The sequence below is a fragment of the Halospeciosus flavus genome, assembly GCF_029814175.1.
Taxonomy (GTDB): Archaea; Halobacteriota; Halobacteria; order Halobacteriales; family Halobacteriaceae; genus Halospeciosus; species Halospeciosus flavus.
This window is the reverse complement of the sequence record NZ_CP122312.1, coordinates 706,372-732,334: the sequence shown is the minus strand read 5'-3', so window position 1 is coordinate 732,334 and position 25,963 is coordinate 706,372. Positions and strand designations below refer to the sequence as shown.

30 protein-coding genes and 2 tRNA genes are annotated in these 25,963 nt (G+C 66.2%); 12 read left to right on the top strand and 20 right to left on the bottom strand.

Going from position 1 to position 25,963, the window contains the following annotated elements; genetic code table 11:
• Positions 1 to 19: 19 nt before the first annotated feature.
• The 3 genes from tmcA to P0Y33_RS03630 all read left to right on the top strand — a co-directional run bounded on the left by tmcA (position 20) and on the right by P0Y33_RS03630 (position 3,445).
• Complete coding sequence (gene tmcA / locus P0Y33_RS03640; protein ID WP_279529200.1) at positions 20 to 2,311, top strand: tRNA(Met) cytidine acetyltransferase TmcA; 2,292 nt, start codon at positions 20 to 22, stop codon at positions 2,309 to 2,311.
• Positions 2,312 to 2,794, top strand: coding sequence for a DUF456 domain-containing protein (locus P0Y33_RS03635; RefSeq protein ID WP_279529199.1), 483 nt, complete (start codon positions 2,312 to 2,314; stop codon positions 2,792 to 2,794).
• Positions 2,795 to 2,860: 66 nt separating this feature from the next.
• Positions 2,861 to 3,445, top strand: a complete 585-nt coding sequence (locus P0Y33_RS03630; RefSeq protein WP_279529198.1) for a DUF456 family protein — start codon at positions 2,861 to 2,863, stop codon at positions 3,443 to 3,445.
• 32 nt (positions 3,446 to 3,477) lie between these two features.
• Here the strand turns inward: P0Y33_RS03630 and P0Y33_RS03625 are convergent, their stop codons facing one another.
• Positions 3,478 to 5,256: a glutamate--tRNA ligase gene (locus P0Y33_RS03625; RefSeq protein ID WP_279529197.1), complete on the bottom strand. Its 1,779-nt coding sequence runs from the start codon at positions 5,254 to 5,256 to the stop codon at positions 3,478 to 3,480.
• Positions 5,257 to 5,380: 124 nt separating this feature from the next.
• Between P0Y33_RS03625 and P0Y33_RS03620 the strand changes: the two genes are divergently transcribed.
• Positions 5,381 to 6,226, top strand: a complete 846-nt coding sequence (locus P0Y33_RS03620; RefSeq protein ID WP_279529196.1) for an aldo/keto reductase — start codon at positions 5,381 to 5,383, stop codon at positions 6,224 to 6,226.
• A 52-nt stretch (positions 6,227 to 6,278) separates the two neighbouring features.
• On the opposite strand, the gene idsA3 is transcribed toward P0Y33_RS03620, so the two are convergent.
• The 18 genes from idsA3 to moaA all read right to left on the bottom strand — a co-directional run bounded on the left by idsA3 (position 6,279) and on the right by moaA (position 18,427).
• A complete protein-coding gene (gene idsA3 / locus P0Y33_RS03615; protein ID WP_279529195.1) occupies positions 6,279 to 7,328 on the bottom strand; it encodes a geranylfarnesyl diphosphate synthase in 1,050 nt (349 codons plus the stop codon).
• Complete coding sequence (locus tag P0Y33_RS03610; RefSeq protein WP_279529194.1) at positions 7,329 to 8,675, bottom strand: ribonuclease J; 1,347 nt, start codon at positions 8,673 to 8,675, stop codon at positions 7,329 to 7,331.
• A gap of 196 nt (positions 8,676 to 8,871) precedes the next feature.
• Positions 8,872 to 9,633: an isopentenyl phosphate kinase gene (locus P0Y33_RS03605; RefSeq protein ID WP_279529193.1), complete on the bottom strand. Its 762-nt coding sequence runs from the start codon at positions 9,631 to 9,633 to the stop codon at positions 8,872 to 8,874.
• Positions 9,630 to 10,607 (bottom strand): mevalonate kinase, encoded by a 978-nt coding sequence (gene mvk / locus P0Y33_RS03600; protein WP_279529192.1) that lies wholly within the window; start codon positions 10,605 to 10,607, stop codon positions 9,630 to 9,632. Before mvk ends, P0Y33_RS03605 begins: the two co-directional genes overlap by 4 nt.
• A gap of 647 nt (positions 10,608 to 11,254) precedes the next feature.
• Positions 11,255 to 11,974, bottom strand: coding sequence for a 30S ribosomal protein S2 (gene rpsB / locus P0Y33_RS03595; protein ID WP_279529191.1), 720 nt, complete (start codon positions 11,972 to 11,974; stop codon positions 11,255 to 11,257).
• Positions 11,971 to 13,173 carry a phosphopyruvate hydratase gene (gene eno, locus P0Y33_RS03590; RefSeq protein WP_279529190.1) on the bottom strand — a complete coding sequence of 401 codons (1,203 nt, stop codon included), beginning with the start codon at positions 13,171 to 13,173 and terminating at the stop codon, positions 11,971 to 11,973. The genes rpsB and eno overlap by 4 nt, the downstream gene beginning before the upstream one ends.
• Before the next feature lies 1 nt (position 13,174).
• Positions 13,175 to 13,348, bottom strand: a complete 174-nt coding sequence (locus P0Y33_RS03585) for a DNA-directed RNA polymerase subunit K (protein WP_279529189.1) — start codon at positions 13,346 to 13,348, stop codon at positions 13,175 to 13,177.
• On the bottom strand, positions 13,345 to 13,545 hold the full coding sequence (locus tag P0Y33_RS03580) for a DNA-directed RNA polymerase subunit N (RefSeq protein WP_279529188.1): 201 nt from the start codon (positions 13,543 to 13,545) through the stop codon (positions 13,345 to 13,347). Before P0Y33_RS03580 ends, P0Y33_RS03585 begins: the two co-directional genes overlap by 4 nt.
• Positions 13,546 to 13,558: 13 nt before the next feature.
• Positions 13,559 to 13,957 carry a 30S ribosomal protein S9 gene (locus tag P0Y33_RS03575; RefSeq protein WP_279529187.1) on the bottom strand — a complete coding sequence of 133 codons (399 nt, stop codon included), beginning with the start codon at positions 13,955 to 13,957 and terminating at the stop codon, positions 13,559 to 13,561.
• On the bottom strand, positions 13,951 to 14,388 hold the full coding sequence (locus tag P0Y33_RS03570; RefSeq protein WP_279529186.1) for a 50S ribosomal protein L13: 438 nt from the start codon (positions 14,386 to 14,388) through the stop codon (positions 13,951 to 13,953). The genes P0Y33_RS03575 and P0Y33_RS03570 overlap by 7 nt, the downstream gene beginning before the upstream one ends.
• A complete protein-coding gene (locus P0Y33_RS03565; protein WP_279529185.1) occupies positions 14,385 to 14,738 on the bottom strand; it encodes a 50S ribosomal protein L18e in 354 nt (117 codons plus the stop codon). Before P0Y33_RS03565 ends, P0Y33_RS03570 begins: the two co-directional genes overlap by 4 nt.
• A gap of 36 nt (positions 14,739 to 14,774) precedes the next feature.
• A tRNA-Leu gene (locus tag P0Y33_RS03560) sits at positions 14,775 to 14,859 on the bottom strand.
• A gap of 151 nt (positions 14,860 to 15,010) precedes the next feature.
• Entirely contained in the window at positions 15,011 to 15,754 is a 744-nt protein-coding gene (locus P0Y33_RS03555) for a DNA-directed RNA polymerase subunit D (RefSeq protein WP_279529184.1), read from the bottom strand.
• 6 nt (positions 15,755 to 15,760) lie between these two features.
• Positions 15,761 to 16,147 carry a 30S ribosomal protein S11 gene (locus tag P0Y33_RS03550; RefSeq protein ID WP_279529183.1) on the bottom strand — a complete coding sequence of 129 codons (387 nt, stop codon included), beginning with the start codon at positions 16,145 to 16,147 and terminating at the stop codon, positions 15,761 to 15,763.
• A 6-nt stretch (positions 16,148 to 16,153) separates the two neighbouring features.
• A complete protein-coding gene (locus tag P0Y33_RS03545; protein WP_279529182.1) occupies positions 16,154 to 16,669 on the bottom strand; it encodes a 30S ribosomal protein S4 in 516 nt (171 codons plus the stop codon).
• On the bottom strand, positions 16,669 to 17,184 hold the full coding sequence (locus P0Y33_RS03540; protein WP_279529181.1) for a 30S ribosomal protein S13: 516 nt from the start codon (positions 17,182 to 17,184) through the stop codon (positions 16,669 to 16,671). The genes P0Y33_RS03545 and P0Y33_RS03540 overlap by 1 nt, the downstream gene beginning before the upstream one ends.
• Before the next feature lie 33 nt (positions 17,185 to 17,217).
• A tRNA-Ser gene (locus P0Y33_RS03535) sits at positions 17,218 to 17,300 on the bottom strand.
• Between the two features lie 143 nt (positions 17,301 to 17,443).
• Positions 17,444 to 18,427: a GTP 3',8-cyclase MoaA gene (gene moaA, locus P0Y33_RS03530; protein WP_328518038.1), complete on the bottom strand. Its 984-nt coding sequence runs from the start codon at positions 18,425 to 18,427 to the stop codon at positions 17,444 to 17,446.
• 121 nt (positions 18,428 to 18,548) lie between these two features.
• Between moaA and P0Y33_RS03525 the strand changes: the two genes are divergently transcribed.
• The 8 genes from P0Y33_RS03525 (at position 18,549) to P0Y33_RS03490 (ending at position 24,873) form a co-directional block, all read left to right on the top strand.
• Complete coding sequence (locus tag P0Y33_RS03525) at positions 18,549 to 19,574, top strand: Mrp/NBP35 family ATP-binding protein (protein ID WP_279529180.1); 1,026 nt, start codon at positions 18,549 to 18,551, stop codon at positions 19,572 to 19,574.
• A gap of 3 nt (positions 19,575 to 19,577) precedes the next feature.
• Positions 19,578 to 19,796: a hypothetical protein gene (locus tag P0Y33_RS03520; protein ID WP_279529179.1), complete on the top strand. Its 219-nt coding sequence runs from the start codon at positions 19,578 to 19,580 to the stop codon at positions 19,794 to 19,796.
• 254 nt (positions 19,797 to 20,050) lie between these two features.
• On the top strand, positions 20,051 to 21,946 hold the full coding sequence (locus P0Y33_RS03515) for a 2-oxoacid:acceptor oxidoreductase subunit alpha (RefSeq protein WP_279529178.1): 1,896 nt from the start codon (positions 20,051 to 20,053) through the stop codon (positions 21,944 to 21,946).
• 3 nt (positions 21,947 to 21,949) lie between these two features.
• Positions 21,950 to 22,885, top strand: coding sequence for a thiamine pyrophosphate-dependent enzyme (locus P0Y33_RS03510; protein WP_279529177.1), 936 nt, complete (start codon positions 21,950 to 21,952; stop codon positions 22,883 to 22,885).
• Positions 22,886 to 22,993: 108 nt separating this feature from the next.
• Complete coding sequence (gene lrpA1, locus P0Y33_RS03505; RefSeq protein WP_279529176.1) at positions 22,994 to 23,422, top strand: HTH-type transcriptional regulator LrpA1; 429 nt, start codon at positions 22,994 to 22,996, stop codon at positions 23,420 to 23,422.
• 53 nt (positions 23,423 to 23,475) lie between these two features.
• On the top strand, positions 23,476 to 23,970 hold the full coding sequence (locus P0Y33_RS03500; RefSeq protein ID WP_279529175.1) for an SRPBCC family protein: 495 nt from the start codon (positions 23,476 to 23,478) through the stop codon (positions 23,968 to 23,970).
• A gap of 26 nt (positions 23,971 to 23,996) precedes the next feature.
• Entirely contained in the window at positions 23,997 to 24,566 is a 570-nt protein-coding gene (locus P0Y33_RS03495) for an NAD(P)/FAD-dependent oxidoreductase (RefSeq protein WP_279529174.1), read from the top strand.
• 22 nt (positions 24,567 to 24,588) lie between these two features.
• Positions 24,589 to 24,873 carry a hypothetical protein gene (locus tag P0Y33_RS03490; RefSeq protein ID WP_279529173.1) on the top strand — a complete coding sequence of 95 codons (285 nt, stop codon included), beginning with the start codon at positions 24,589 to 24,591 and terminating at the stop codon, positions 24,871 to 24,873.
• A 5-nt stretch (positions 24,874 to 24,878) separates the two neighbouring features.
• On the opposite strand, the gene P0Y33_RS03485 is transcribed toward P0Y33_RS03490, so the two are convergent.
• Positions 24,879 to 25,907, bottom strand: coding sequence for a disk-shape morphogenesis protein volactin (locus P0Y33_RS03485; RefSeq protein WP_279529172.1), 1,029 nt, complete (start codon positions 25,905 to 25,907; stop codon positions 24,879 to 24,881).
• Positions 25,908 to 25,963: the final 56 nt, after the last annotated feature.

The following is a 25,963-nucleotide window of genomic DNA, read 5'->3' as shown; positions in this document are numbered from 1 at the left end:
GCCGACCGATTTCTCACGTATGCTCCGCGACGTCGCGTCCGCGCTCCGCGAGGAGGCCCAGTCAGTGAACGAGCGCCGCCTGCTCGTCCTCGCCGGCGACCGCTCCGACGCCTACGACGACGTCGCGACCGTCCTGGACGCGACCGACCTCGACCCCGCGGAGACGACGCTCGTCGCACACGAGGACACCGACGCCGCCCCGCTCACCGTCGAGCGAGTTACCCCGCGCGGTGCGGGCGCCCTCCTCGGTCGGACCCGCGACGCCGTCGTCTACGACGCCCGCGAGGAGTGCCGTCCGAACGCCCTCGGCCGGGTCGCCGGTGCCGTCGACGGCGGCGGCCTCCTCGTCCTCCTCACTCCGCCACTCGACGAGTGGCCCGACCGCCGCGACCGCTTCGACGAGGGGATGGCGGTCCCGCCGTTCGACGTCGACGACGTGACCGGGCGCTTTCGCGACCGCCTCGTCGAGACGCTCCACGTCCATCGCGGCGTCGCGATCGTCGACCGCGACGCGAGTGGAGACGGCGAGTACGCGGTCGTCGACGACGGCCTGACCGACCCCGCGCCCCGCTTCGCCCGCCCCGAACCCGAGTCGCCCGACGAACACGCCTTCCCGGACGCGGCCTACGACGCCTGCCGGACGCCAGACCAGGTGGACGCCGTCCGGGCCTTCGAGGCGCTCCGCGACCAGGGCCACGCGCTCGTCGTCGAGGCGGACCGCGGACGGGGGAAGTCGAGCGCGGCGGGCATCGCCGCCGCCTGCCTCGCCGCCGAGGGCCAGGACGTCCTCGTAACCGCCCCGCAGTACCGCAGTGCCGCCGAGGTGTTCGCCCGTGCCCGCGAGGTGCTCGACGCACTCGACGCGCTCGTCGGATCGCCGGGCGAGAACCCGCGCGAACTCCGCGCCGACGCCGGTGGTCGCCTCCGCTTCGCCGACCCGCCCGAGGCAGCCGACCTGCCGGACGACCCCGACACCGTCCTCGTCGACGAGGCCGCCGCCCTCCCGGTCCGCCTGCTCGACGCGTTCCTCGACGCACCGCGGGCCGCCTTCACCACGACGGTCCACGGCTACGAGGGGGCCGGGAGGGGGTTCGACGTCCGTTTCCGTGACCACCTCGCCGAGAGTGACTTCGAAGTGCGTGACGTCACCCTCGACGACCCGATCCGCTACGCGGCGGGCGACCCAGTCGAAGTCTGGGCGTTCCGCGCGCTCCTGCTCGACGCCCGCCCGCCGGTCGACCCGCTCGTCGACGCGGCCGACCCCGACTCGGTCACGTTCACACGACTCACGCCCGACGCCCTCCGCGCGGACGAACACCTCCTCCGCGAGACGTTCGGCCTGCTCGTCTACGCCCACTACCGGACCGAACCGAACGACCTCGCACGCGTCCTCGACGCGCCGAACCTCTCGCTCTCCGCGCTCCGCCACGAGGGCCACGTCGTCTCCGTCGCGATGCTCGCCCGCGAGGGCGGTCTCGACGCCGAGACCCGGGCCGGGATGTACGAGGGCGAACGCGTGAAGGGGAACATGATTCCGGACGTGCTCACGAGCCAACTCCGCGACGAGTCCGCGGCCGACCCCGTGGGCTTCCGCGTCGTCCGCATCGCCACCCACCACGCCGCCCGCTCGCGCGGACTCGGCTCCCGACTCCTCGCCGACTGCCGCGAGACCGTCGGTGAACGTGGCGCGGACTGGTTCGGCGTCGGCTACGGCGCGACGCCCGACCTCCTCGACTTCTGGTCTCGAAACGGTTTCTCGACCGTCCACCTCTCGACGACCCGCAACGACACGAGCGGCGAGTACTCGGCCGTGATGCTCGATCCGCTCACGAGCGAGGGGCGGCGTCTCCACGGCCACCACGCCGGGTGGTTCGCCGACCGCGTGGGCGGCGTCCTCGCCGACGCACTCGACGACCTCGACCCCGATGTGGCCCGTGCCGCCCTCGCCGCCTGTGACGCCGAACCGGACCCCGACCTCTCCCCGTGGCAGTGGCGGGTCGTCGCGGACGCCGCGTACGGCCCGGGTCTCTACAGCGTCGACCCCGAACCGTTCCGTCGCCTCGCCGTCGCCGCGCTCGTCCGAGACGACGCCCCCGACCTCTCGGCCCGCCGCGAACGCCTGTTCGTCCTGTCGCTCCTCCAGCACCGCTCGTGGGACGACGTCGCCGACAAACTCGACTACCACTCGACGGGTCGGGCGATGCGTGACCTCGGCGACGCGCTCGCACCCCTGGTCGACGCCTTCGGCGACGAGACGGCCCGCGAAGAGCGCGCACGGTTCGCGTCCGGGGACGCGGAGGGGGAGTCGTAGATGGTCGACGTCCTCCTCGTCGCGGTCGTCGTGCTCCTCGTCGCCGGCGTCGTCGGGACGGTGACTCCGCTCGTCCCCGGTGCGCTCCTCTCGCTCGCGGGCGTCGTCCTCTACTGGTGGTCGACCGGCTACACCGCGCCCGGACTACTCCTCCTCGCGACGCTCGTCGCCGTCTGCCTGGGAACCCTGCTGGTCGACTTCTTCGGCGGTGCCATCGGCGCGGGCGCCGGCGGCGCGAGTCGACGGACGGTCGCCATCGCCGCGCTCGTCGGCATGCTCTTGCTGTTCGTCGCCGGTCCCGTGGGGCTGGTCCTCGGCCTCGCCGGGACCGTGTTCGGTCTGGAGTACTACCGCCACGAGGACGCCGGGAAGAGTGCGCGCGCCGCCGGGTACGCGACGGTCGCCGTCCTCGCCTCCGCCGTCGTCCAGATACTCCTCCTCGGGAGCGTGCTGGTCGCGATGCTCCTCGTCGTCTTCCTCTGAGCGGGAGTGGAGTGAGTGGGGTGAGCGCGGGCTACTAAGGGTCGACGTGTCGTAGCGACGAGAGACATGGAGATGCTCGACCCGGCGAGCGCCGTCGCACTCCTGTTGGTCCTCACGGCGGTCGTCGTCAGCGTCCACCCGACGGTTCCGTCGAGTCCGTTCGCACTCGGCGGACTCTTCGTCTACTGGTGGACACACGACTTCATGATGCCCGAACCCGGTTCGTTACTCCTGCTCGCGGTGCTCGGCGCCGTCCTCGTGAAGACCGAGCAGTACGCCGCCCGCCACGTCCCCGCGAAGTCGGACGTCGCCTCGCGGACGGTCGCCCTCGGCGCGGCGGTCGGACTCGTCCTCTACGTCCTCCTCGGCGTGCCGGGACTCGTCGCCGGCGTCGTCGTCGCCGTCGCCTGCGAGAAGTACGAGTCGAACGTCCGGGCGGGGACCGAGAGCTACGTCGCCGGTGTGGGGACGGAACCGGCGGTCGACGGTGCCGTAGGCGACGTCGCCGACACCGACGTCGGCGGCGCCGTGAGTTCGGGCGTCGAGGGTGCGCTCGAAGACACCGCCCGCGTACTCGTCGCCTCCGGCCTGCAACTCGTCGTCACGTCGCTGTTCTCGGCCGCGTTCGTCGTGACGACGAAACTCGGGTAGGAGAGAAGAGGGTCGGGAAGGCGGGTTCCGTTCTACGGGTGGGCGTAGTACGCGACGGACTCGGGATCGTCCGCTCCACCGTCCGTGTGTGCGTCCACGCGAGCGAAGCCGACGCGGACGAACTGGACGATCTCGTCGACCGGTTGCTCGGCGAAGCCGGGTTCGGCGTAGCCGGTGACGTCGCCGTCCATCGTCCGCATCCGCACGCGGACGTTCTCGTCGGCGTCGACCCAGTGGATCACGTCGACGCCCTCCTCGCGGACGACGTCGATGGTGTCGTCGGTGTAGGTGAAGGCGCCGTCCTCGTAGCGGACCGGCCCGTAGCCCTTCAGCCACACCTTCTCGCCGTCCTCGGGGAGGTCGGACTCCTCGACGAAGACGCGGTCACCGACCGGAATCTCGCGCTCGCCACGCTCCTCGTGTTCGGGGTGGACGGGCGGGTTCGCCTCGTCGGGACCGCCCGAGAGCGGGACGACGACGGCGTCGTAGGACTCCTCGACGTCGGGACTTCGGGCCTCGAAGTCGTCGCGGACGAAGAACTGCCGGGGAGCCTCGGGATCGACGAGTTCGCGGTTGTTCGCGTAGATGGAGGACATCGCGAGGTCGACGTTCGACGTGGAGACGCCGAGGTCGGTCATCGCGTCGACGATGGCCTCGCCGCGGATGCCGCGTCGGCGGACCGACTGGATAGTCGGCGCGCGCGGGTCGTCCCAGCCGTCGAGGTCGCCGGCCTCGATCTTCTCCTTGATGGTCGAGGTGGACATCTTCACGTCGTAGGCGTCGATCTGGACGTGCCCCCAGTGGATGACCTCGGGGTACTCCCAGTCGAAGTAGTCGTAGACGAACGCCTGGCGCTTCGCGGAGTCCTGGAGGTCGATGCCGCGGATGATGTGGGTGACACCCGTGAGGTGGTCGTCGATACCGGACTGGAAGTCGAGCATCGGCCAGCAGCGATACTCCTCGGCCTCCTCTCGTGGGTGGGGCGTCTCGATGATGCGGAAGGCGACCCAATCTCTGAGAGCGGGATTCTTGTGTTCGATGTCGGTTTTCACGCGGAGGACCATCTCGCCCTCACCGTACTCGCCGTCGACCATCGCCTCGAACTCCTCTTCGACGGTCTCCAGTTGCTTGTCGCGGTGGGGGCACGGTTCACCCGAGTTCTTCAGTTCGGAGAACTCCTCGGCCGGACAGGAACAGGTGTACGCCCCGCCCTCGGCGACGAGTTCGCGGGCGTACTCGTAGTAGGTCTCCACTCGGTCGGAGGCCTTGATGACGTCGTCCGGTTCGAAGCCGAGGTACTCGATGTCGTCGAGGATCTGGTCGTAGGCGTCGAGGTCCGGGCGCTTCGTCTCGGGGTCGGTGTCGTCGAAGCGGACGACGAACGACCCGTCGTACAGTTCTTTGTACGTGCCGATGACGGAGGGCATCCGGGCGTGGCCGAGGTGCCACGGGCCGTTGGGGTTCGGCGCACACCGCATCCGGATCTCGTCGTACTCGTCGGCGTTCGGGAGGTCGGGGAGGACCTCTTCTTCCTCCTCGGCGGCGAGTTCTTCCTCCAGTTCGGCGAGTTTCTCGGGTGCGAGTTCTTCGAGGCGGGCGCGCTTCTCGGCCTGGTCGAGGTCGTTGACCTCCTCGATGGCCGGCGCCGCGATACCCGCGATCTTGTCGCCGTGCTCGCGGAACTCGGGGTTCTCGCCCATCATCGGTCCCATGATGGCGCCGACCTGTGCGTCCGAGTCGTGTTTGAGCGCGTTGTAGAGGGCGTAGACCTCCGCCTGCTCTCGCACGCGCTCTCGGAGTTCCTCGTCCATTCTTACCCAGACTTCTGGTGGGTCGGGGAAAACTCGTCCGGTTCGAGTCCCGCTCGTCGGCCCACTTGCCGCCCCACTCGCCGGTTGCCCCACCTCTTTTAGCGACGCGCCCGACGTCCCACGTATGGTGACAAACGAGTCCGACACCTTCGACATCGGCGGCGAACTCACCGTCCACCGTCTCGGTTACGGGGCGATGCGCATCTGCGGTCCGGACATCGTCGGCCCGCCCGAGGACGAGGAGAACGCCCGCGAGGTGCTCCGCCACGCGGACGAACTCGGCGTCGACTTCATCGACACCGCAGACTCCTACGGGCCGGGTGTGAGCGAACGTCTCATCGGCGAGACGCTCCCCACCGGGAGCGAGGACCTCGTCGTCGCGACGAAGGCCGGCCTCCTCCGGAACGCCGACGGCGACTGGATCCCTCACGGCGACCCGGACTACATCCGCAACCAGGTGCTCGCGAGTCTCGACCGCCTCCGCACCGACACCATCGACCTCTACCAGTACCACCGCCCGGACCCGGACACGGACTTTGAGGAGGCCATCACGACCTTCGGCGAACTCAAAGACGAAGGGTTCGTCGAGCACGTCGGCGTCTCGAACGTCTCCGTCGAGCAACTGGAGACGGCCCGCGACCACATCGACGTCGCGACAGTGCAAAACGAGTACAACGTCGAGAACCGAGAACACGAGGACGTCCTCGAAGCCTGCGAGGACTACGACATCGGCTTCATCCCGTACTTCCCCGTCGGCGCCGGCGGCTTCGAGGAGAAGGCCGATGCCGTCGAGACCGTCGCCGCGAACCACGACGCTACGAAGTACCAGGTCGCGCTCGCGTGGCTGCTCCACCACTCGGACGTCACCCTCCCCATCCCGGGCACGTCCGACCTCGACCACCTCGAAGAGAACGTCGCCGCCTCGCAACTCGACCTCACCGACGAGGAAGTGAAGCGACTGAGTGAGTAGCGACGCGGCGTGAAAGAACGAGAGTGAAGGAGCGAAGCGAAACGGTGCGGGCTCAGTACCCGCGCTCGATGAGGTAGTCCGCGATGTGTTCGAGGGTCTCGCGGGCCTCGTTCTCGGGCAGGACCTGGAGGTGGTCTTTGCCCTCCTCGACGAGGTCCTCGGCGAGGTCGCGAGCGTAGTCGATGCTCCCGGCCTCTTCGAGGACGGCGACCGCCTCGTCGATGTCTTCTTCGGTGACCGCCTCGGGAGAGTCGGCCGTGACGAGGTCGTCGACGTCGACGCCCTGTGCGCGGGCGTGGAGGGTGATGATCGTCTGTTTCCCCTCGACGAGGTCGGACCCACGCTGCTTGCCGAGTTGCTCGGAGGGCACCGTGAGGTCGAGGACGTCGTCTTGGATCTGGAACGCCTGCCCCACCGAGATGCCGTACTCGTAGAGGGCGTCGACGACGTTCTGGTCCGCACCGACGACGAGCGCCGGGACGGACGCGGCGGCGCCGTACAGCACCGCGGTCTTGAGACGGACCATCTGCAGGTATTCTTCGACGGCGACGTCGTCGCTGTCTTCGAAGGCGACGTCGTAGGCCTGCCCCTCGCAGATCTTGGTGCAGGTCTCGGCGAGCGTCCGCATGGCGTCGAGACTCCGGGTGGGTTCGGCCTCCGTGCGGAGCATGATCTCGAACGCCTTCGAGTAGAGCGTGTCGCCGGCGAGGATGGCGGTCTCCGTGTCGTACTCGCGGTGGACCGCGGGGACACCCCGTCGGAGGTCGTCCTCGTCCATGATGTCGTCGTGGATGAGGGTGAACGACTGGATGACCTCGATGGAGACGGCGGCGGCCATCACGTCGACCGTGGTGCCGTCGAGGGCGGGGAACTCACGGTAGTCCGCCGAGAGCGGGTCGACGTCCGCCAGCGCCTCGGCGGCGAGCAGCGTCACCGTCGGGCGGAGACGCTTCCCGCCCGCTTCCAGCAGGTAGCGCGAGGCCTCGTAGAGGCGCTCGGGCTCCGCGAGCGGGAGGTCCTCGTCAATGGCGTCGTTGACCCGTTCGCGGCGCGCCTCGATGGCGTCGAGCACCGCGGCCTCGGTGGACTCGGCGTCGGTCATCTACTCGACCAGCTGGATGCGGTTGCCGTTGCTCGTCACGTGGAGGTCACGCCCAAGCTTGTACCCCTGGCTCTTCGCGAGGTCGACGTAGGGCGAGAAGCCCTTCATGTTCTGGTGAGCCGGGATGATGTTCTGGGGCTGGAGCGTCTCGATCATCTTGTAGTGGCCTTCCTCGCGGAGGTGGCCGGAGACGTGGATGTCGTCGTAGATGCGGGCGCCCTGCATCCGGAGGAGCTGTTCGGACTGGTAGCGCTGGCCCTCGTTGGTCGGCTCGGGGATGACCCGTGCCGAGAAGATGACCTTGTCGCCCTCCTCGATTTCGTAGGGGGTCTCGCCGCGGCCCATGCGGGTGAGCATCGCGCGGGGTTCGCCCTGGTGGCCCGTGACGATGGGCAGGAAGTTACCCTTCCCCTCGTTCATGATGCGCTTGAAGGAGCGGTCGACGGACTTGCGGTGGCCGAACATGCCGAGGTCACCGGGGAAGTCGACCTTCCCGAGGCGCTCTGCGGCGCCGGAGTAGCGCTCCATCGAGCGCCCGAGGAGGACCGGCTGACGGCCGATCTCGCGGGCGAACTCGACGAGGCTCTTCACGCGGGAGACGTGACTGGAGAACGTGGTGGCGACGATGCCGCCGGAGTAGTCCTCCATGGACTGCATCGCGTCCTTGAGGTGGCGACGCGCCACGCTCTCGGAGGGCGTGCGGCCCTTGCGGCCCGCGTTGGTACAGTCCTCGATGTAGGCGAGGACGCCCTCGCCCTCGCGGCCGATCTCGCGGAAGCGCTCCATGTCGAAGGGCTCCTCGAGGACCGGGCTGTGGTCGATACGCTTGTCGAGGCCGTAGACGATGGCGCCCTCGGGCGTGTGGAGGACCGGGTTGACGGCGTCGATGATGGAGTGAGTGACGTGGACGAACTCCAGTTCGCACTCTTCGCCGATGAGCATCGACTCGCCGGCTTCCATCTCGACGAGTTCGTTGTCGACGCCGAACTTCTGCTCGCCTTCGAGTTGACCCTTGACCAGTTCGAGGGTGAACGGCGACGCGACGATGGGTGCGTCGTAGCGGTGGGCGAGTTTCGCGATGGCGCCGATGTGGTCGAGGTGACCGTGCGTGGGCACGATGGCCTGCACGTCACCTTCGAGTTCGGACATGACCCGGTCGTCCGGGATGGCGCCCATGTCGATCAGGTCGAGGCTGTGCATCTGCTCCGTCTCGACGTTGTCGTGGAGGAGGACCTTCGACAGGTTCAGGCCCATGTCGAAGATGACGATGTCGTCGCCTGCACGGACTGCCGTGCAGTTACGACCGACTTCCTCGTAACCGCCGATGGTTGCGATTTCGATTTCCATTGTTGTCTCACTGAAAGCCCCAGGAGGGCTCTCTCAGTATTCGAAACTCCCGTCGGCTAGCGGCGTCGAACCGCGGCGTCTTACAGCCGTCGGCCGACGACGCGTCGGGGCCGACGGGACTTCCCTTGGTGAGGGTACGGTCCGCGCTATTAAAAAGAGCAGGTTTGTGTGCCGCGAGAGAAAGATATTTGTTCTCTCACTCGCCGCGAATCACGGTCCCCGGTTCCTCCCCGCGGAGGAACGGACCGACGTCGTCGGGGCCGAACACCGACGCGGCCGCACGGAGTCCCAACAGCGCCCGTACCTTCGCGGCCATCCCGCCAGTCACGTCCGTCGACTCGCTCTCCCCGAGGTAGTCGGCGACGTCCTCGTAGTCGACGATCTCGGAGATCACCTCGTCGGCGTCGTCGAGGACGCCCGGGACCGTCGAGCAGAGGCCGACGCGCGTGGCGCCGAGTCCCTCCGCGAGTTCGACGACGAGTTCGTCCCCGGAGAGGATGGTTGCGCCCTCCCCGGCGTGGGCGACGACGTCGCCGTGGAGCACGGGGACGAACCCCTCGGAGAGCATGCTGGCGGTCGGTTCGGCCGGGTAGAACAGGAGTCCCTCGGGCGTCCGGTAACCCGCGGAGAAGGGGTGGACCGGGACGGCGGGAACGTCGGCGTCGGCGAGCGCACCGACGACGGCCTCGTTCAGGTCCTGCATCGCACCGTGGATGTCGCGGACCGCCTGCGTGTCCGTCGACCCAGTCTCGCGGGAGACGCCGTGGGCCGCGGCGTGGTGGTGGCCGAAGCTCCCGCCACCGTGGACGACAAGCAGGTCGGTTCCGGCGGCGCGTTCGTCGGTGTACCACTCGCCGATGGCCGTGGCGACCCGCTCCAGTGCCTCGGTGTCGACGGTCTCGGGTTCGTCCTTCTCGGTGACGACACTGCCCCCGAGTTTGAGGACGACGCGACTCACTCCAGACGCACCCCGTCGGTCGCGAGTTCGGCGCGGAACACCTGTTCGCACTCGGCGGTGAGGTCGAGGGCGGTCTCCGTCTGCTCCGTGGGGTCGAGTGCGACGATACAGCCGCCACCGCCCGCACCCGTGAGTTTCGCGCCGTGGGCACCGGCCTGGCGGGCCGCCCACACCATCGCGTCAAGCGAGCGCGCCGAGACGCCGAGCGCCTCCAGCAGGCCGTGGTTGAAGTCCATCAGCCGACCCAGTTCCTCGACGTCGCCCTCCGCGAGGGCGTGTTCGCCGTCGCGGACGAGGTCGCCGATGGCCGAGACGGTGTCCGCGGCGAAGCCGTACTCCTCGCGGAGTCGTCGGACGCCCGCCACGAGTTCGCCGGTGTTCCCGGAGCCACCGTCGTAGCCGACGACGAACGGGAGTTCTGGCGCCTCCAGCGAGCGACAGTCGTCGCCCTCGACGCGGACCGCGCCGCCGGTGGCCGAGGCGAAGGTGTCCGCGCGGGACGCCTCTCCTTCCTGGACGTCGCGTTCGGCACGGTAGGCCCGTTCGGCGACGTCGCGGGAGTCGAGGTCGAGTCCAAGTTCGTGGGCGGCGGCCGCGACCGTCGCGACGACGACCGCCGCCGAGGAGCCGAGTCCTGCCCCCAGCGGGATGTCGCTCTCGACCGAGACGTTCAACCCGGCGTCGGGCGCGTCGGCGGCGTCGCGGGCCTCCCGGACGGCCGCGTCGATGTAGGCGAGTCCGGCCTCCAGCAGGGAGTCGGGTGCCTCGACGGTGGGCGCGCTCTCGGGTCCGTACTCGGCGACGAAGCCTTCCAACCCGAGGTCCGCCGTGTCGATGCGGACGTGGTCGTCGTCGCGCTCGGTCACCTCGGCCCGGGCGCGTCGTTCGATGGCACACGGGACCGCGGGCTCCCCGTAGACGACGGCGTGCTCCCCGAACAGGTACACCTTCCCCGGGGCGCTTGCGGTAGCCATACACGTGTACACACCCGCGTCCCTAAGAGTGTCTTTCGCCTCCGAGCCGAGACGACAGAAGAAGGTGACCCCAGTGTGGCAGTATCGGCCCCGACGTGACCCGATTTCGCGGACGATACCTGGTTCGCGGACGGTTCTAGGGGATCCCCAGCATGTTCAACACGACACCGCTGGCGAGCACGACGGACAGCGATGCGAGCGCTTCGACCGTCAGGTGACGAAGTTCCCCGTACATGGTGATCCCTCGCTGGCTGCCACCCCGGACGCGCCGTCCGCGGGAGGCATTCGTCTGTACGGTCGCTTCGCACTTAATAATTGTCGAAATTCTGAAAATTCTGTACGACGGGAGTAGCTACGACGTGTGCACATTGCCGGAAGAGAGTGGTTCGCCGGCGATCAGACGATCGCCATCTGTACGACGACGAACAGCCCCGCCACGGAGAGCAGGGCGACCAGTGCCTCGATGACTCTGTCTCGCGCGTGCATTGTCGTCCCCGGATCCCCGGTCGCGTTCCGGGGCCGTCCAAATATTGTCTCTCGATCCACTTATACTTTAATAGCTTTTGGCCGAAATAATCTCCCGGACGGCACCACCGCTCGGCGTCGAGTCGGGTCGAAAACGGAACAGACGGGGCGAAAAGCCGGCGTTAGATCTCGCTCTCGAAGTCTTCGAGCGAGTAGGTGGGCTCGGCACCGCGGCGGTCCAGCGTCTCGTTGGCGAGGAGCCAGTAGACGACGGAGAGGGCGCGGCGACCCTTGTTGTTGGTCGGGACGACCAGGTCCACGTTGGACGTGGAGTTGTTGGAGTCACACATCGCGATGACGGGAATCCCCACGGTGATGGCCTCCTTGACGGCCTGTGCGTCACCGATGGGGTCGGTCACGACGAGCACGTCCGGCTCGATGTAGCCGTCGTACTGCGGGTTCGTGAGCGTCCCGGGGATGAAACGACCCGTGCGGGCGCGTGCGCCGACGGCGTCGGCGAACTTCTCGGCCGGGAAGCGGCCGTACTGACGCGAACTGGTGACCAGGATCTGCTCCGGGTCGTAGTTCGAGAGGAAGTCCGCAGCCGTGCGGATGCGGTCGTCTGTCTTCGAGACGTCGAGCACGTAGAGACCGTCGGTCCGGACGCGGTGGATGAACCGCTCCATGTCCTTGGTCTTCTGTTGGGTCCCGATGTGGACACCCGCGGAGAGGTAGTCCTCGACCGGGATGAGGAGGTCGGCCTCCTCGTCGCTCATGACGTCTTCGGGCTGTTCGGCAGGGGCACCAGCCTCGGCCTTTTCGGTGGTCTCCTCGACCTCCTCGTCGGCCGGGGCGGCAGCCTCGGTCTCGGGTTCTTCGATTTCGGTTTCTTCGTCGCTCATAGTCGTGCCTCGTCGGCGATGCGGATGAGCTCGTTGAGCTTGGCAGTTCGCTCGCCACCGACCGTCCCCGTCTTGATGAACGGGGCACCGGTCGCGACAGCGAGGTGTGCGATGGTCGTGTCCTCGGTCTCTCCGCTGCGGTGGGAGATGACCGGCGTGTAACTCGACTCGACGGCGAGTTCGATGGCGTCAAACGCGTCGGAGAGGGTGCCGATCTGGTTCGGCTTGATCAGGATGCTGTTGGCAGCACCGACCTCGATGCCCTCCTCCAGGCGGTCGACGTTCGTCACGAAGAGGTCGTCGCCACAGACGAGCGTCTGCTCACCCACCTGCGCGGTGAGTTCGGCGAACGCCTCGTAGGCGTCCTCGTCGAGCGGGTCCTCGACGTACGCGAGGTCGTACTCGTCGACGAGGTCGGCGACGTAGCCGACCTGCTCCTCGGTAGAGCGGACGTCCTCGCCGAAGACGTACTCGCCGTCTTCGAAGCGCTCGGCGGCGGCCATGTCGAGGCCGAACTTGATGTCGAAGCCGAACTCGTCGGCGACGTCGTCGACGGCCTCTTCCATCAGTTCGAACGCCTCGGCGTCGTCGATGGACGGCGCCCAGGCACCCTCGTCGCCCTTGGCGGCGGGTTCGCCGCGCTCTTCGAGCAGTTCGCCCACGCGCTCGTGGACCGCTGCGTTGGCGAAGACGGCGTCCCGGACCGAGGGAGCGCCGACGGGTGCGGCGAGGAACTCCTGGATGGAGGTCGCGTCCTGGGCGTGTTCACCGCCACCGATGACGTTCCCGAGCGGGATCGGGAAGTTCCGACCGCGGAACGCACCGCCGAGGTGCTGGTAGAGAGGTGCTCCGAGGACGTCGGCACCGGCCTTCGCGGCGGCCATGCTGATGGCCACGGCGGCGTTGGCGCCGATCTCGGAGAAGTCGTCGGTCCCGTCCGCCGCCTCGAGTGCGGCGTCGACCTCGCGCTGGTCGCCCGCGAAGGTGCGCCCCTCCAGTCGGGGAACGGCGTGTTCGCGGGCCGCGGCGATGGCCTCGTCGACGGGCAGTTCGATCGCTTCGTACTCCCCGGTGGAGGCACCCGACGGTGCAGCGGCGCGACCGAACCCACCGCTCTCGGTGAGCACGTCGGCCTCGACGGTCTCGTTTCCACGCGAGTCGAGGACGGGTCGGAGCCGGACGGTCTCGATTCGTGTCACGTCAATCCCTCCGCACCGTGAACGGGAGCACACCCTCGTCGTACTCCTCGGCGGCGATCAACACTGGCTCGGTCTGGTTCGTGTCCACGAGCACGGGTGCGCCGTAGGACACCTGCAGCGAGCGGGCGCCGATGATACGAGCCTTCTCGTACCGGTTGTAGTTCTGGGTGCTCATTGGTAGGGTGCGACCGTATCGACGAGATCCTCGTGGGAGACGAGCATGCGGCGACAGCAGTACCGGTCGACGCCGAGGTCGTCGAGGACCTCACCGGGGTCCTCGTCGCCCTCGTGGCTCTCGGCACGCGCCTTGTACTCTTCCCAGTATTCGCCGACGACCGTACCGCAACTGAAACACCGGACGGGTACCATCATGGTTGGATACCTCTTAGCGGTAGGACTTCTGGTAGCGGGCGCGAGCGCCGGGGCCGCCCCACTTCTTCGATTCCTTCTGCCGGACGTCGTTGACCAGCAGGGAGCGGTCGAAGTCCATGAACGCGTCGCGGAGTTCCGCGTCGCCCGTGAACTCGACGAGTCCACGCGCGATGGCGGTGCGGACGGCGTCCGCCTGACCGGCGAAGCCGCCGCCTTCGACGTTAACCTCGATGTCGATGTCCTCACGGAGATCGGTCTCCGCGATGCGGAACGGTTCGAGCATCTTCAGTCGCGACATCTCGGGCTCGACGAGCTCGACCGGCTGCGAGTTGATTCGGACTCGACCCTCGCCGTCGCTGACGGTGGCCCGCGCGACGGCAGTCTTCTTCTTACCGCTCGTGTTGGTTACCATGTCTTGTTAGCACCCAGTTTCTCGGAAATCTCTCCGAGCGTGACGAACTTGATGTTCGAGAGGCGGTCGAGCGAAGTCCCTTCGAGGACCTCGCCGTCCTCCTCGTACGGGTTGCCGAGGTAGACGCGGACGTTCTCGAACGCCTCGCGGCCGCGGTCCTTCTTGTAGGGAAGCATCCCGCGGATGGAGCGCTTGAAGATGCGGTCCGGCCGCTTCGGGTAGTACGGGCCGCGGTCCGAGCCGAGCTCGGTCCGCTTCTCGAACTTCCCGACGACGTCCTTCTCGGATCCCGTGATGACTGCCTGTTCTGCGTTGACGACGGCGACCGTCTCGCCGTCGAGTGCGCGCTGTGCGACCTGGGACGCGACGCGACCGAGGATACAGTCGCGGGCGTCGACGACGACGTCGGCGTCGAACTCAGCGAGACTCATCGGATCACCCGCACGTTCGTCCCTTCGGGGTTGTTTTCGATTGCCTGTTCAAGTTCGACGGCCTCGCCGTCGGCGTGCTCGATCTTGGTCTTCGCGCTGCCGGAGAAGTCGACAGCCGCGATGGTGACCGATTTATCGAGTGCGCCAGAGCCGAGGACCTTCCCCGGGACGACGACCGTTTCGTTTTCGTTTGCGTATCGTTCGATGCGGCTCAGGTTAACCTCGGCGTGCGTGCTGCGCGGCTTCTCGAGCCGGTCAGCGACGTCGTGCCAAACACCCGCCCCTTCGGAACGGGCGGCCGACTTCAGCTCGGCGACGAGGCTGGTGAGCCGTGTACTCGTCTTGCTCATAGTTCTGACTCCTGAGTGGAATTGAAAGCGGTGGAGTGCAGGGAGCAGGATTTGAACCTGCGAACTCCTACGAGACAGCGCCCTGAACGCTGCGCCTTTGGCCTGACTTGGCTATCCCTGCACGCCCACGTAGAAGGCGTGGTTGTACCGACAGTACCACCTTGCGGCCCCCCACTCTTACCGGTTTCGATAGTGAAGTCCGGGGACGGCGCCGTCGCTCGGAGCGCGTAGGGCGCGTCGCCGGCCGTGTGAGTGGGGTTGAACTGCATTACTTACAGTTGGACCGCGGATTCGAGTTCGTCCGCACGGTCGTACAACGTGTCGACCGCTCGGAGGACCAATTCGTCGACGGGCATCGAGCCGTCGGATTCGACGTGGAAGACGAAGGCGTTCTCGACGTCCGTCAGCTCGACTTCCTTGCCTGGGTAGCGTTCGGTGAGGTCGTTGTCGAACTCGTCGGTGTCGACCAGTTCGCCGTCGTCCTCGATGACGCCACGGGCGATCTTCGTCTCTTCGTCGGCGTACTCGGCGGCATCTCCGACGACTTCGACGCGCTGGAGGTGCCGGTAGCCGACCGCGACGCCGCCCTGGTGTTTCGCGTGGTCACGGCCGTGCCCGAGGACCGCGTCGGCCTCGAGTTCGAGGCGCTGATCCTCTTTCAGTTCGATGAGGGGCACGTTCGTGTCGGCGGGTTCGACCTGCGAATCGGTGCTGACGAGGTCGCCCGAGTAGGCGGTGCCCGGACCCTCGACGTCGAGGGCGAGCGTGATCTCGTCTCCGGGTTCGAGGTCGTCGGGCGTCGTCAGCGGGACGAGCCCCAGCCGCAGTGCCAGGTTCTCGTCGAACATGACGCTGGAGTTCTCCACGAACCGGACGGTGTCGATGGAGAGCGTGGGGACGTCCGCGAGGATGGCCCGGCGAATGCCGTTGGCGAACGCGGGCGTCGCTCCGCGGAGGAGGAACTTGGATTCCCGGTCGCCGTGGTCGATGAATTCGACGTCGAAGTCCGATGCCATTGTGTGTTAGTAGCCGCTGTTCTTCGGCGGTCGCGTCCCGTCGTGCGGGATGGGCGTGACGTCCTCGATGCGGCCAATCTCGAGGCCCGCACGTGCGAGCGCTCGGATCGTCGCCTGTGCGCCGGGACCGGGGTTCTGCTGGAGGTTCCCACCAGGACCGCGGACACGGACGTGGACACCTTCGACGCCCTGTTCTTTGACTTCCTCTGCGATCTTCTCGGCCATCTGCATCGCCGCGTACGGCGACGCCTCGTCACGGTTCTGCTTGACGACAGCACCGCCGGACGACTTCGCGATCGTCTCGGCGCCGGTCTCGTCGGTGATAGTCAGGACCGTGTTGTTGAACGAGGCGTGGACGTGGGCGATGCCCCATTTGGATTCGTCTTCAGCCATTGATGATCACTCCTGATTACCCGCGCGAGCTGGGTGCAGCTCGTCTGTGAGCGGGCTGTTCTCGTCGAACTCGATGGCGTCCTCCTCGGTCACTTCGACCTTGTAGGAAGGCGCGGTGACGCGGCTTCCGTCGACGGTGATGTGACCGTGGACGAGGAACTGGCGGGCCTGCGTGACCGTGTTGGCCAGACCCTGTCGGTAGGCGACCGTCTGGAGACGACGCTCGAGGATGTCCGTCACTTCGAGCGACAGGACGTCGTCGAGTTCGTCGTTCTCGCCGAGGATACCGATCCGCTGGAGGCGGGAGACGAACTCCTCGCTCTCGGTCTCGTCCTCGGAAATCCGGCCGAGCAGCTCTCGGGCCTCGCGGCGCATCGAGCGCAGCTCGGACTGGGCGCGCCAGAGTTCTTCTTTGTTCTTCAGGCCGTAGCGCGAGACGAGGTCGTGTTCCTCGGCGATGCGCTCGCCCTGGTACGGGTGGTTCGGCGTCTCGTAGAACTTCGTGTTCTCACCGAGCGCCATTATTCACCGCCCTCCTCTTCCTCTGCTGCTTCTTCACGGAGCTCTTCGACGTTGACACCGATGGTGCCCTCGGTACGGCCGGTGGACTTCGTCCGCTGGCCGCGTACCTTCTGACCGCGCTCGTGACGAACACCTTTGTAGGAGCGGACCATCCGCATCCGGTTGATGTCGTGATTGCGCTTCAGGTTGACGTCGTTGCCCGTGACGTGCTCAGTCTCGCCGGTGTAGAAGTCGTTCCGGCGGTTGGCCAGCCAGTCGGGAACCTCGTCTCCGAAGTTCTCGACGGCCTCGACGACGCGATCGATTTCGTCGTCGTCGAGTCGGCCGAGCGTCGCCTTCCGGTTCACGTTGGCGTTCTCGGCCACGACCCGAGCGGCGCGGCGACCGATGCCGGCCATCTCGAAGAGAGCACGCTCGACGGTCTTGGTGCCGTCGAGGTCAGTCTTGCCGATCCGGACGAAGTATTGGATCTCCTCCTCTTCGCCCTCACCGGCTTCTTGCTCTTCTGAACTCATGTTTGGTGTGGGTGTGGTTGGTCGGGTGTGCAGCGTCGTGGCGGGGATTCGAACCCCGGAGGCTCACGCCACTGAGTTAGCAACCCAGCGCCTTGACCAGGCTAGGCTACCACGACACGCATTCGTTTACAGTCGCCCTGACGGACTCGGGACCCGGTGCCCCTACAGTGTAGCGCAATCCAACGTAATCAGCCACCCGACTTAAAACAATCGAATCGGGAGTGGCGTGTGACTCCCTCCCGTCGTCCGAAATCGACGCTCAGACTTCGGGAGCTTCGATGTACTTGTCGTTGACTTCCCAGCCACCGTCGCCGTCCTCGACCATGTACTCGCCGTAGTACGGGACGCGGTTCGCGACGACCTCGCGGAACGTCTCGCGAATCTCGTCTTTCGTCATCTCGCCCATCGAGCGGAGGTCGTCGTTGCGGTTGAGACACCCTTTGAGGTATCCTTCGTGTGTCACGCGCACGCGATGGCAGTTCGCGCAGAACGTCTCGTTACCCACCGGGTCGACGATTTCGACCATCCCGCCCTCCGAGGAGTCGCCGCCGATCCAGTAGCGTCGGCGGTCGTGCATCTCGCGGTGTTCGATCTCGTCGGCCTGCTCGGCGAGCCAGTCGTGGACGCGGCCGATGTCGACGGCCCACTCGGGCTTGCCGACGAGTTCGGGCATGAACTCGATGAGCTGGAGTTGGAGCCCGTCGTTGTCGGCGACGTAGTCGACCATCTCGGGCACGTAGCCCGCGGTCTTCTCGAAGACGACCATGTTCAACTTCACCGGGTCCAACCCGGCGTCGACGGCCGCCTTCACGCCCTCGATGACCCGGTCGTAGGCCCCGCTCTGCGTGACGTGTTTGAACGCCTCCTCGTCGAGGGCGTCCTGTGAGACGTTGACGCGTTCAAGACCAGCGTCGACCAGGTCCTCGGCGCGATCCGGCAGGAACGTCCCGTTGGTCGTCATCGAGACCTCCATCGAGTCGGGCGTCCGCCGAATGATCTCCTCGATGTCGTCGCGGAGCATCGGCTCGCCCCCGGTGAACTTCACCGAGTCGACGCCGAACTCCTCGACCACTTCGAGGAAGCGAATCACGTCGTCGGTACTCATCTCGTGGTCACGCGCGTCCATCGGTCCTCGCGTGTCCCCGAGCCCCTCGTTGTGACAGTAGACACAGTCGAAGTTACACCGGTCCGTGAGAGAGACGCGGACACCGGTGACCTCCCGCCCGAACTCGTCCTCGAGCATGGGAGACAGTCGACCCCGGAACTGCTTAAGCTTCCGGGTACCAGACCCCCGTTCGTAACCACTACTGGTTACGATTCCGGGGACGCAATCCTTATTCGGCGTACGGCCCCTAAGAGCGACCATGAATACTGAGGACGTCCGGGAACTCCTCCGAAGTGTCGAGGACCCCGAGCTCGGCGACGACATTGTCTCGCTGAATCTCGTCAACAGCATCGACTGGGAGGACGAGGAGACCGTTCACATCTCGCTCGCACTCGGTGCGCCCTACTCGCCCAGCGAGACGGCCATCGCGAACCGCGTCCGCGAGACGCTCGCCGAGGAAGGGATCACCGCGGAGCTCTCCGCACACGTCCCCGACTCCGGCAGCGAGGTCCTGCCGAACGTCGAGAACGTCATCGCCGTCTCCTCCGGGAAGGGTGGCGTCGGGAAGAGTACCGTCTCGGTGAACCTCGCGGCGGGTCTCGCGGATCGCGGTGCCCGCGTCGGTCTCTTCGACGCCGACATCTACGGCCCGAACGTCCCGCGGATGGTCGACGCCGACCAGCACCCGCAGGCCACCGAGGACGAGACTATCGTCCCGCCCGAGAAGTACGGCATGAAACTGATGAGCATGGCGTTCATGGTCGGCGAGGACGACCCGGTTATCTGGCGTGGTCCGATGGTCCACAAGGTCCTCACTCAGCTCATCGAGGACGTCGAGTGGGGTCACCTCGACTACCTCATCGTCGACCTCCCGCCGGGGACGGGCGACACGCAACTCACGATGCTCCAGACGATGCCGCTCACCGGTTCAGTCGTCGTCACGACGCCCCAGCAGGTCGCCATCGACGACGCCCGCAAGGGCCTCCAGATGTTCGGCCGCCACGACACGCCTGTGCTGGGTATCACCGAGAACATGTCCACGTTCCGCTGTCCGGACTGCGGCGGCGAACACGACATCTTTGGCTCCGGCGGCGGCGAGCAGTTCGCCGAGGAGAACGACCTCCCCTTCCTCGGGAAGATCCCGCTCGACCCGAGCGTCCGCGCGGGCGGCGACGAGGGCAAGCCCATCGTCCTTGACCAGGACAGCGACGTCGGTGGCGCGTTCCGCGAGCTCTCGGGGAACGTCGCGAACATGGCGGGCATCATCCGCCGCCAGCAGCTCTGAACCATGAGCGAGACGTTCGACGACGAGACGAAACGCGACGTCCTCCGTGCCGTCGCCGACGACCTCCGGGACGAAGGGAGTTCGGAAGCCGAGAAACTCGCCGCGACCGTCCACCGCGTCAGCGACCTCTACGACCCCGACGAGGAGACGGATCCACAGGAGATCTACCTCAATATGCGGAACATCCTGCAGATATCGGAGCAGGGCGGGTTAGGTCGCTGACCTACTTCGAATTGTGGAATCTGGTATAGTCTGTCAACTCATCTTTCTGCTCCGGGCATCGTAGCCTTCCTGAACAATCAGATTTCTTTAACGATACGTGAACCGGTAGCCTTCCGTTGATTCGGTGGACGAACGACCACTGCAAGGCCGGTATCTCTCATTATTTTTGCTTGTTAATGGATGGCAAACGATTTAGTAGGTGACGTTCGAATCTTCTGGTAGTGGCCCACACGCAGGGGGCCAGGAGCTAAACTATGACTGACGACGAACTCATCTGGCGAGTTGCAGGGGGCTCTGGCGACGGAGTCGACTCGACGAGCCAGAACTTCGCTAAGGCGTTGATGCGTTCGGGGCTCAACGTCTTCACGCACCGGCACTATCCGTCCCGCATCCGTGGCGGCCACACCTACGTCGAGATTCGGGCGGCCGCCCACGACGTCAAGTCGCGCGGCGACGGGTACAACTTCCTCCTCGCGCTCGGCGACTCCTTCGCGCGGAACCCGAAGGAGGGCGCCTACTACGGGAACGAGGAACTGAAGCCCCTCTCGGAGAACCTCGACGAACTCCGCGAGGGCGGCGTCATCGTCTACGACTCCGGGCTGCTCGACGCCTCGGAGATCGAAGACTTCGACGAGCGCGTCGAGGAGAACAACTGGCACGTCTACGACCTCGACCTCCGGAGTCTCGCCAAGGAGCACGGCCGCGAGATCATGCGGAACACCGCCGGCGTCGGTGTCACTGCCGCCATCACGGGTCTCGATCTCGAGTACATCGAGGACCTGATGAAGGACGCGATGGGCGGAGACATCCTCGAAGCGAATCTCGCCGTCCTCGAGGACGCCTACGAGACCGTCCAAGAGGAGTACGACGTGGACGCGCCCGACGTGACCGCCCCCGAGGGCGAGCACGACGAGGAGCAAGTCCTCGTCTCCGGGAGCCACGGCATCGCTTACGGCGCCATCGACGAGGGCTGCCGGTTCATCGCCGGCTACCCCATGACGCCGTGGACGGACGCCTACACCATCATGACGCAGCTCATGCCCGACGTAGGCGGCATCTCCGAGCAGGTCGAAGACGAGATCGCCGCGGCCGCGATGGCCGTCGGCGCCTCCCACGCCGGCGTGAAGTCCATGTCCGGGTCCTCGGGTGGCGGGTTCGCTCTGATGAGCGAACCGCTCGGTCTCGCCGAGATGACCGAGACACCGCTCGTCCTGCTCGAAGCCGCACGCGCGGGTCCCTCGACGGGGATGCCGACGAAGCCCGAGCAGGCCGACCTCGAACACGTCCTCTACACGTCGCAGGGCGACTCCCACCGTGTGGTGTTCGCCCCGAGCGACCCCAAGGAGTGTTACGAGTACTCCCGGCGTGCCTTCCAGGTCGCCTACGAGTACCAGATTCCGGTCATCGTCCTCTACGACCAGAAGCTCGGCGGCGAGTACCGTAACGTCGACAAGAGCTTCTTCGACCGCGAACCGAACCCCGACCTCGGCAGCGTCGTCTCCGAGGAGGAGATCGCCGAGATGCCTCACACGGAGGACGGGAAGTTCCACCGCTTCCAGCACGATGTCGAGAAGGGCGTCAGCCCGCGCTCGATTCCGGGCCAGAAGGGTGGACACTACCTCGCGACCGGCAACGAGCACAACCCGGCCGGCCACATCAGCGAGGACCCCGACAACCGCGTCGCACAGGTCGAGCGCCGTGAGAAGAAGCTTCGGAACATTCGCGCCGACCTCGACGCCGACGAAGGCCTCGAGCACTACGGCGACGAGGACGCGGACATCGGTCTCATCTCCTACGGCAGCCAGTCCGGCACCGTCGAGGAGGCCGTCGACGCGCTCAACGAGTCGGGGACGCCCACGAAGGCGCTCCACATCGGCGAGCTCGCGCCCTTCCCCGAGGCACAGGTGGCCGACTTCATCAAGAGCTGTGAGAAGGCACTCGTCGTCGAGATGAACTCGACGGCGCAACTTCGCGGCCACATCCAGCGGAACATCGGCGAGTACGGCGACCGACTCGGGAGCTTCCTGAAGTACAACGGGGAGCCGTTCGAGCCGGCCGAGATCGTCGAGGCCGCCGAGATCGAGGCGGAGGGCCGCCTCGAGGAGCCGTCCAGTCAGACGCGTCTCGAACCCCCGAAAGCAGGTGACTAACCCATGAGTGCGTTCAACGCAATCGGATCCGACCGAGAAGTAGAGCAAGACGAGTTCACCCCGAGCATCGAACCTCAGCCCACGTGGTGTCCGGGCTGTGGTGACTTCGGCGTCCTCAAGGCGCTGAAGGGTGCGATGGCGGACCTCGGCCGCGACCCCGAAGAGATCCTCCTCGCGACGGGGATCGGCTGCTCCGGGAAGCTCAACAGCTACTTCGACAGCTACGGCTTCCACACCATCCACGGTCGCTCGCTGCCGGTCGCCCGCGCGGCGAAGCTCGCCAACCCCGGGCTCGAAGTCATCGCCGCCGGCGGTGACGGCGACGGCTACGGGATCGGCGGGAACCACTTCATGCACTCCGCCCGCGAGAACCACGACATGACCTACATCGTCTTCGACAACGAGGTCTTCGGCCTCACCAAGGGACAGACGTCCCCGACGTCGCCGAAGGGCCACAAGTCGAAGACCCAGCCGAAGGGGAACGCGAAGAGCCCCATCCGGCCGCTGTCGCTCTCGCTGACCTCCGGTGCGTCCTACGTCGCTCGGACGGCCGCGGTCAACCCCAACCAGGCCAAGGAGATCATCAAGGAGGCCGTCGAGCACGACGGGTTCGCCCACATCGACTTCCTCACGCAGTGTCCGACCTGGAACAAGGACGCCCGTCAGTACGTCCCCTACATCGACATCCAGGACTCCGACGACTACGACCACGACATCCACGACAAGGAGCAGGCCGAGAAGATGGCCCGCAAGGCCGAGGATGCCCTCTACGAGGGTGAAGTCCTCACCGGCCGCTTCTTCGTCGAGGAGGGACGTCGCTCCTACCCCGAGGAGAAGAAACACCGCGGCGACATGCCCGAAGACTCGCTCGCGGAGCGCTACTGGGACGAAGACGCCGAGTGGGAGCGCTCGTACGACTTCATCGAGCGCCACGAGTAGCGCCACTCGACGCCACCACCCCCGTACCGTCGTCCGAGAACATTCGACGCGCGGGGTGGCGGTTTCTGATTCGGAAGGTATTTTTTCTCCGACGCCAAACAACGTCGTGTGAGTAGCGAGTCGACCGAGGAGCGCATCCTCGAAGCCCTCGAAGACGACGCCCAGGCGTCCTACACCGAGATTGCGGATCGTGCCGACGTCTCGAAGCCGACGGTCCGGAAGTACATCAACAAACTCGAAGACGAGGGTGTCATCGTGGGCTACACCGCCGAGGTCGACCCGAAGAAACTCTCGAGTCAGAGCATCGCGCTGGTCGGCATCGACGTCGCGTCCGAACGCTACGTCGAGGCGACACGCGAACTCCGCGAGATGGACGCCATCCGTTCGCTGTACACGTCCAGTGGCGACCACATGCTCATGGCCGAGGTTCGTGCGGACGACGGCGGTGAACTCGGCGCCGTCATCAACGACGAGATCCTCGAAATCGACGGCGTCACCGCCGCCCACCCCTCGTTCCTGCAGGAACGACTGAAGTGACTCGATAACTCTCCGCCCGCACACTTTTCGTCTCCGCTCCCGATTCCGTAGCCGTGCCCACCTACGAACGCGAGACGTGGCTCGACGCCCCACTCGACGACGTCTGGGCGTTCCACTCCGCGGTCGACGGCCTCCGAGCGCTGACTCCCGACTGGATGCACCTCCGTGTCGAGCGAATCGACCGGCCCACGGACGCCACGACCGACGCCGACCCAGCGAGCGACGAACTCGTCGCTGGGACCGACATCTACCTCTCGGTACGTCCCTTCGGTCTCGGTCCGCGCCAGCACGTCGTCTCCCACATCGCAACGCGAGAGCGCCGGTCCGATACGGCCTACTTTGTCGACACCATGCGTGACGGCCCGTTCCCAGAGTGGGAGCACACCCACCAGTTCTTCGGCGACGACGAGCGCACACTCGTCCGCGACCGGATTCGCTACCGACTCCCACTCGCAGTCCCCGGAGCGTTGAGCAACCTCGCCTTCGAAGCGATGTTTCGCTATCGACACCGTCGAACCCGTGAGATTCTCTCCGGCGAGGAACCTTAAGTCGAAGCCGTGAGACTTACCAACGTATGACTGATGTAATCGTCGTCGGCGGTGGCCCCGCCGGCCTGAGCGCAGGACTGTTCGCGAGCAAGAACGACCTCGACACCGTCGTCTTCGACACGGACGAGACGTGGCTGCACAAGGCCCACCTGTACAACTACCTGGGCATCCGTTCGATGGACGGCGATGTCTTCATCCAGCGCGCCCGCGAGCAAGCGACCAAAGATCACGGCGTCGACCTTCGCGAGGAGGAGGTTTCGGGCGTCGAGTCTCACGACGACGGCTTCACTGTCTCCACAGCGGAGGGTGAGTACGACGCCGACTACGTCGTCCTCGCGACCGGCGCGAACCGCGACCTCGCCGAGGAAGTGGGTTGTACGTTCGACGGTGACGTCGTCGACGTGGGCGTGGACATGGAGACGAGCGTCGAGAACCTCTACGCGACCGGCGCGATGGTCCGTGACCAGGAGTGGCAGGCCATCATCTCCGCGGGCGACGGCGCCGCTGCCGCCCTCGATATCCTCTCGAAGGAGAAGGGAGAGCACTACCACGACTTCGATACGCCCTCGGACGTCATCCCGATCAAACCCAAATAGGTGGAGTGCTAACGCACTCCGTATGGCCGTCGACGGTGAACCGGAGGAAACCGAATTGATCGACGTCGTCGAGCGTGTCGAAGACGTCGGCCGTGATGACGGCGAGGGCGACGCTGCCGGACCCAACGGACAGTGCCCGCGGTGTGGCGGCACACTCAGTTCTTACGTCTTCTTCGGATACGAGACGGTCGCCTGCGACGACTGCGGATTCCTCGACGCCGACGCGGACCACACTGCCCACCCGGTCGAGCGCGAGTCCTGGGACGCAGCACTCGAACGGTTCCGCGAAACGTACTCGCGGACGTAGCGGTCCTACTCGACTGGCTCTCGCTCCTCTGCGGCGTCGGCGCGGGCGGCCGCCTCGTCTTCGTCGGAGCGAGCAGCGACCAGCGCGCCGCGAGCGACGCTGTGAAGCGGTTCGCGGGCTCGACGGACGCCGCTGACGTTGAACGGGAGACTCGCGTTGTTGAGGTGGTTCTCGAAGAGCGCCTCGAAGCCGTCGGGTGAGGCGGTCCCGCCGGTGACGACGACGGGCACGTCGAGGCCTTCCTCGACGTCCTCCTCGTCGACTTCTGTCACGACGTTCTGGATGACGTAGTCGAGGAGGTTCTCGTAGTAGATGGAGAGTGCGCCTTCGACGCCGCCGATGTCGGTAGTGAAGTCGAGTTCGAAGTCGTCCTCCTTGATGGAGGTGACCTTGTCGACCGCGGTGCCCGTCGCGCGGGCGGCCTGCTGATCGATCCAGTCGCCGCCGCGGGCGATGGAGAACGTCATCACGGGGACGGCGTAGTAGGCCAGACAGACGTTCGTCATCCCGGCACCGAAACTGATGCCGAGGCCCGTGAAGTTCTGGTCGGCGAGTTCGGAGTAGATGACCGCCATCCCCTCGTTGATGGGTTCGGCGTCGTACCCCTGGGCGGTGAGGAAGGACTCGACGGTCTTCTCGTGGTACAGCGTCGAGAGGTCGTCGTCGACGGGGTCCGCCGGCGAAGAGAAGTAGAGCTTCTCGCCCTCGTAGGCGGGGTCGCCGACGACCTGCTCGATGATGAGTTTGATCATCGGGATGGCCGACTGCTCGTCGCTGGAGAGGATGCCGTGTTGCATCGGCCGGCGCGTCTCGCGGTTGAAGATGTTCGCGAAGTTGAGCGCGTCGTCGCCGACGACGTACACCTTGTCGTCCTTCTTGATGTGGAGGACGTCGCTACGGGCGAGCATCTGCTCGGCCATGTCGCTGTACTCGATCTCCACGAAGGAGTTGCGCTGCTGGACGAACACCGTCTCGTCGCCGTCCTGACGGCTGGAGAGGATGTTCATGGTGCCGACGTCGAGACCTTTCGCCATGCGAGTGAGAGGGATGTTCCTCGTAATAAATGTATGGAGTATTTACGGATACGCTC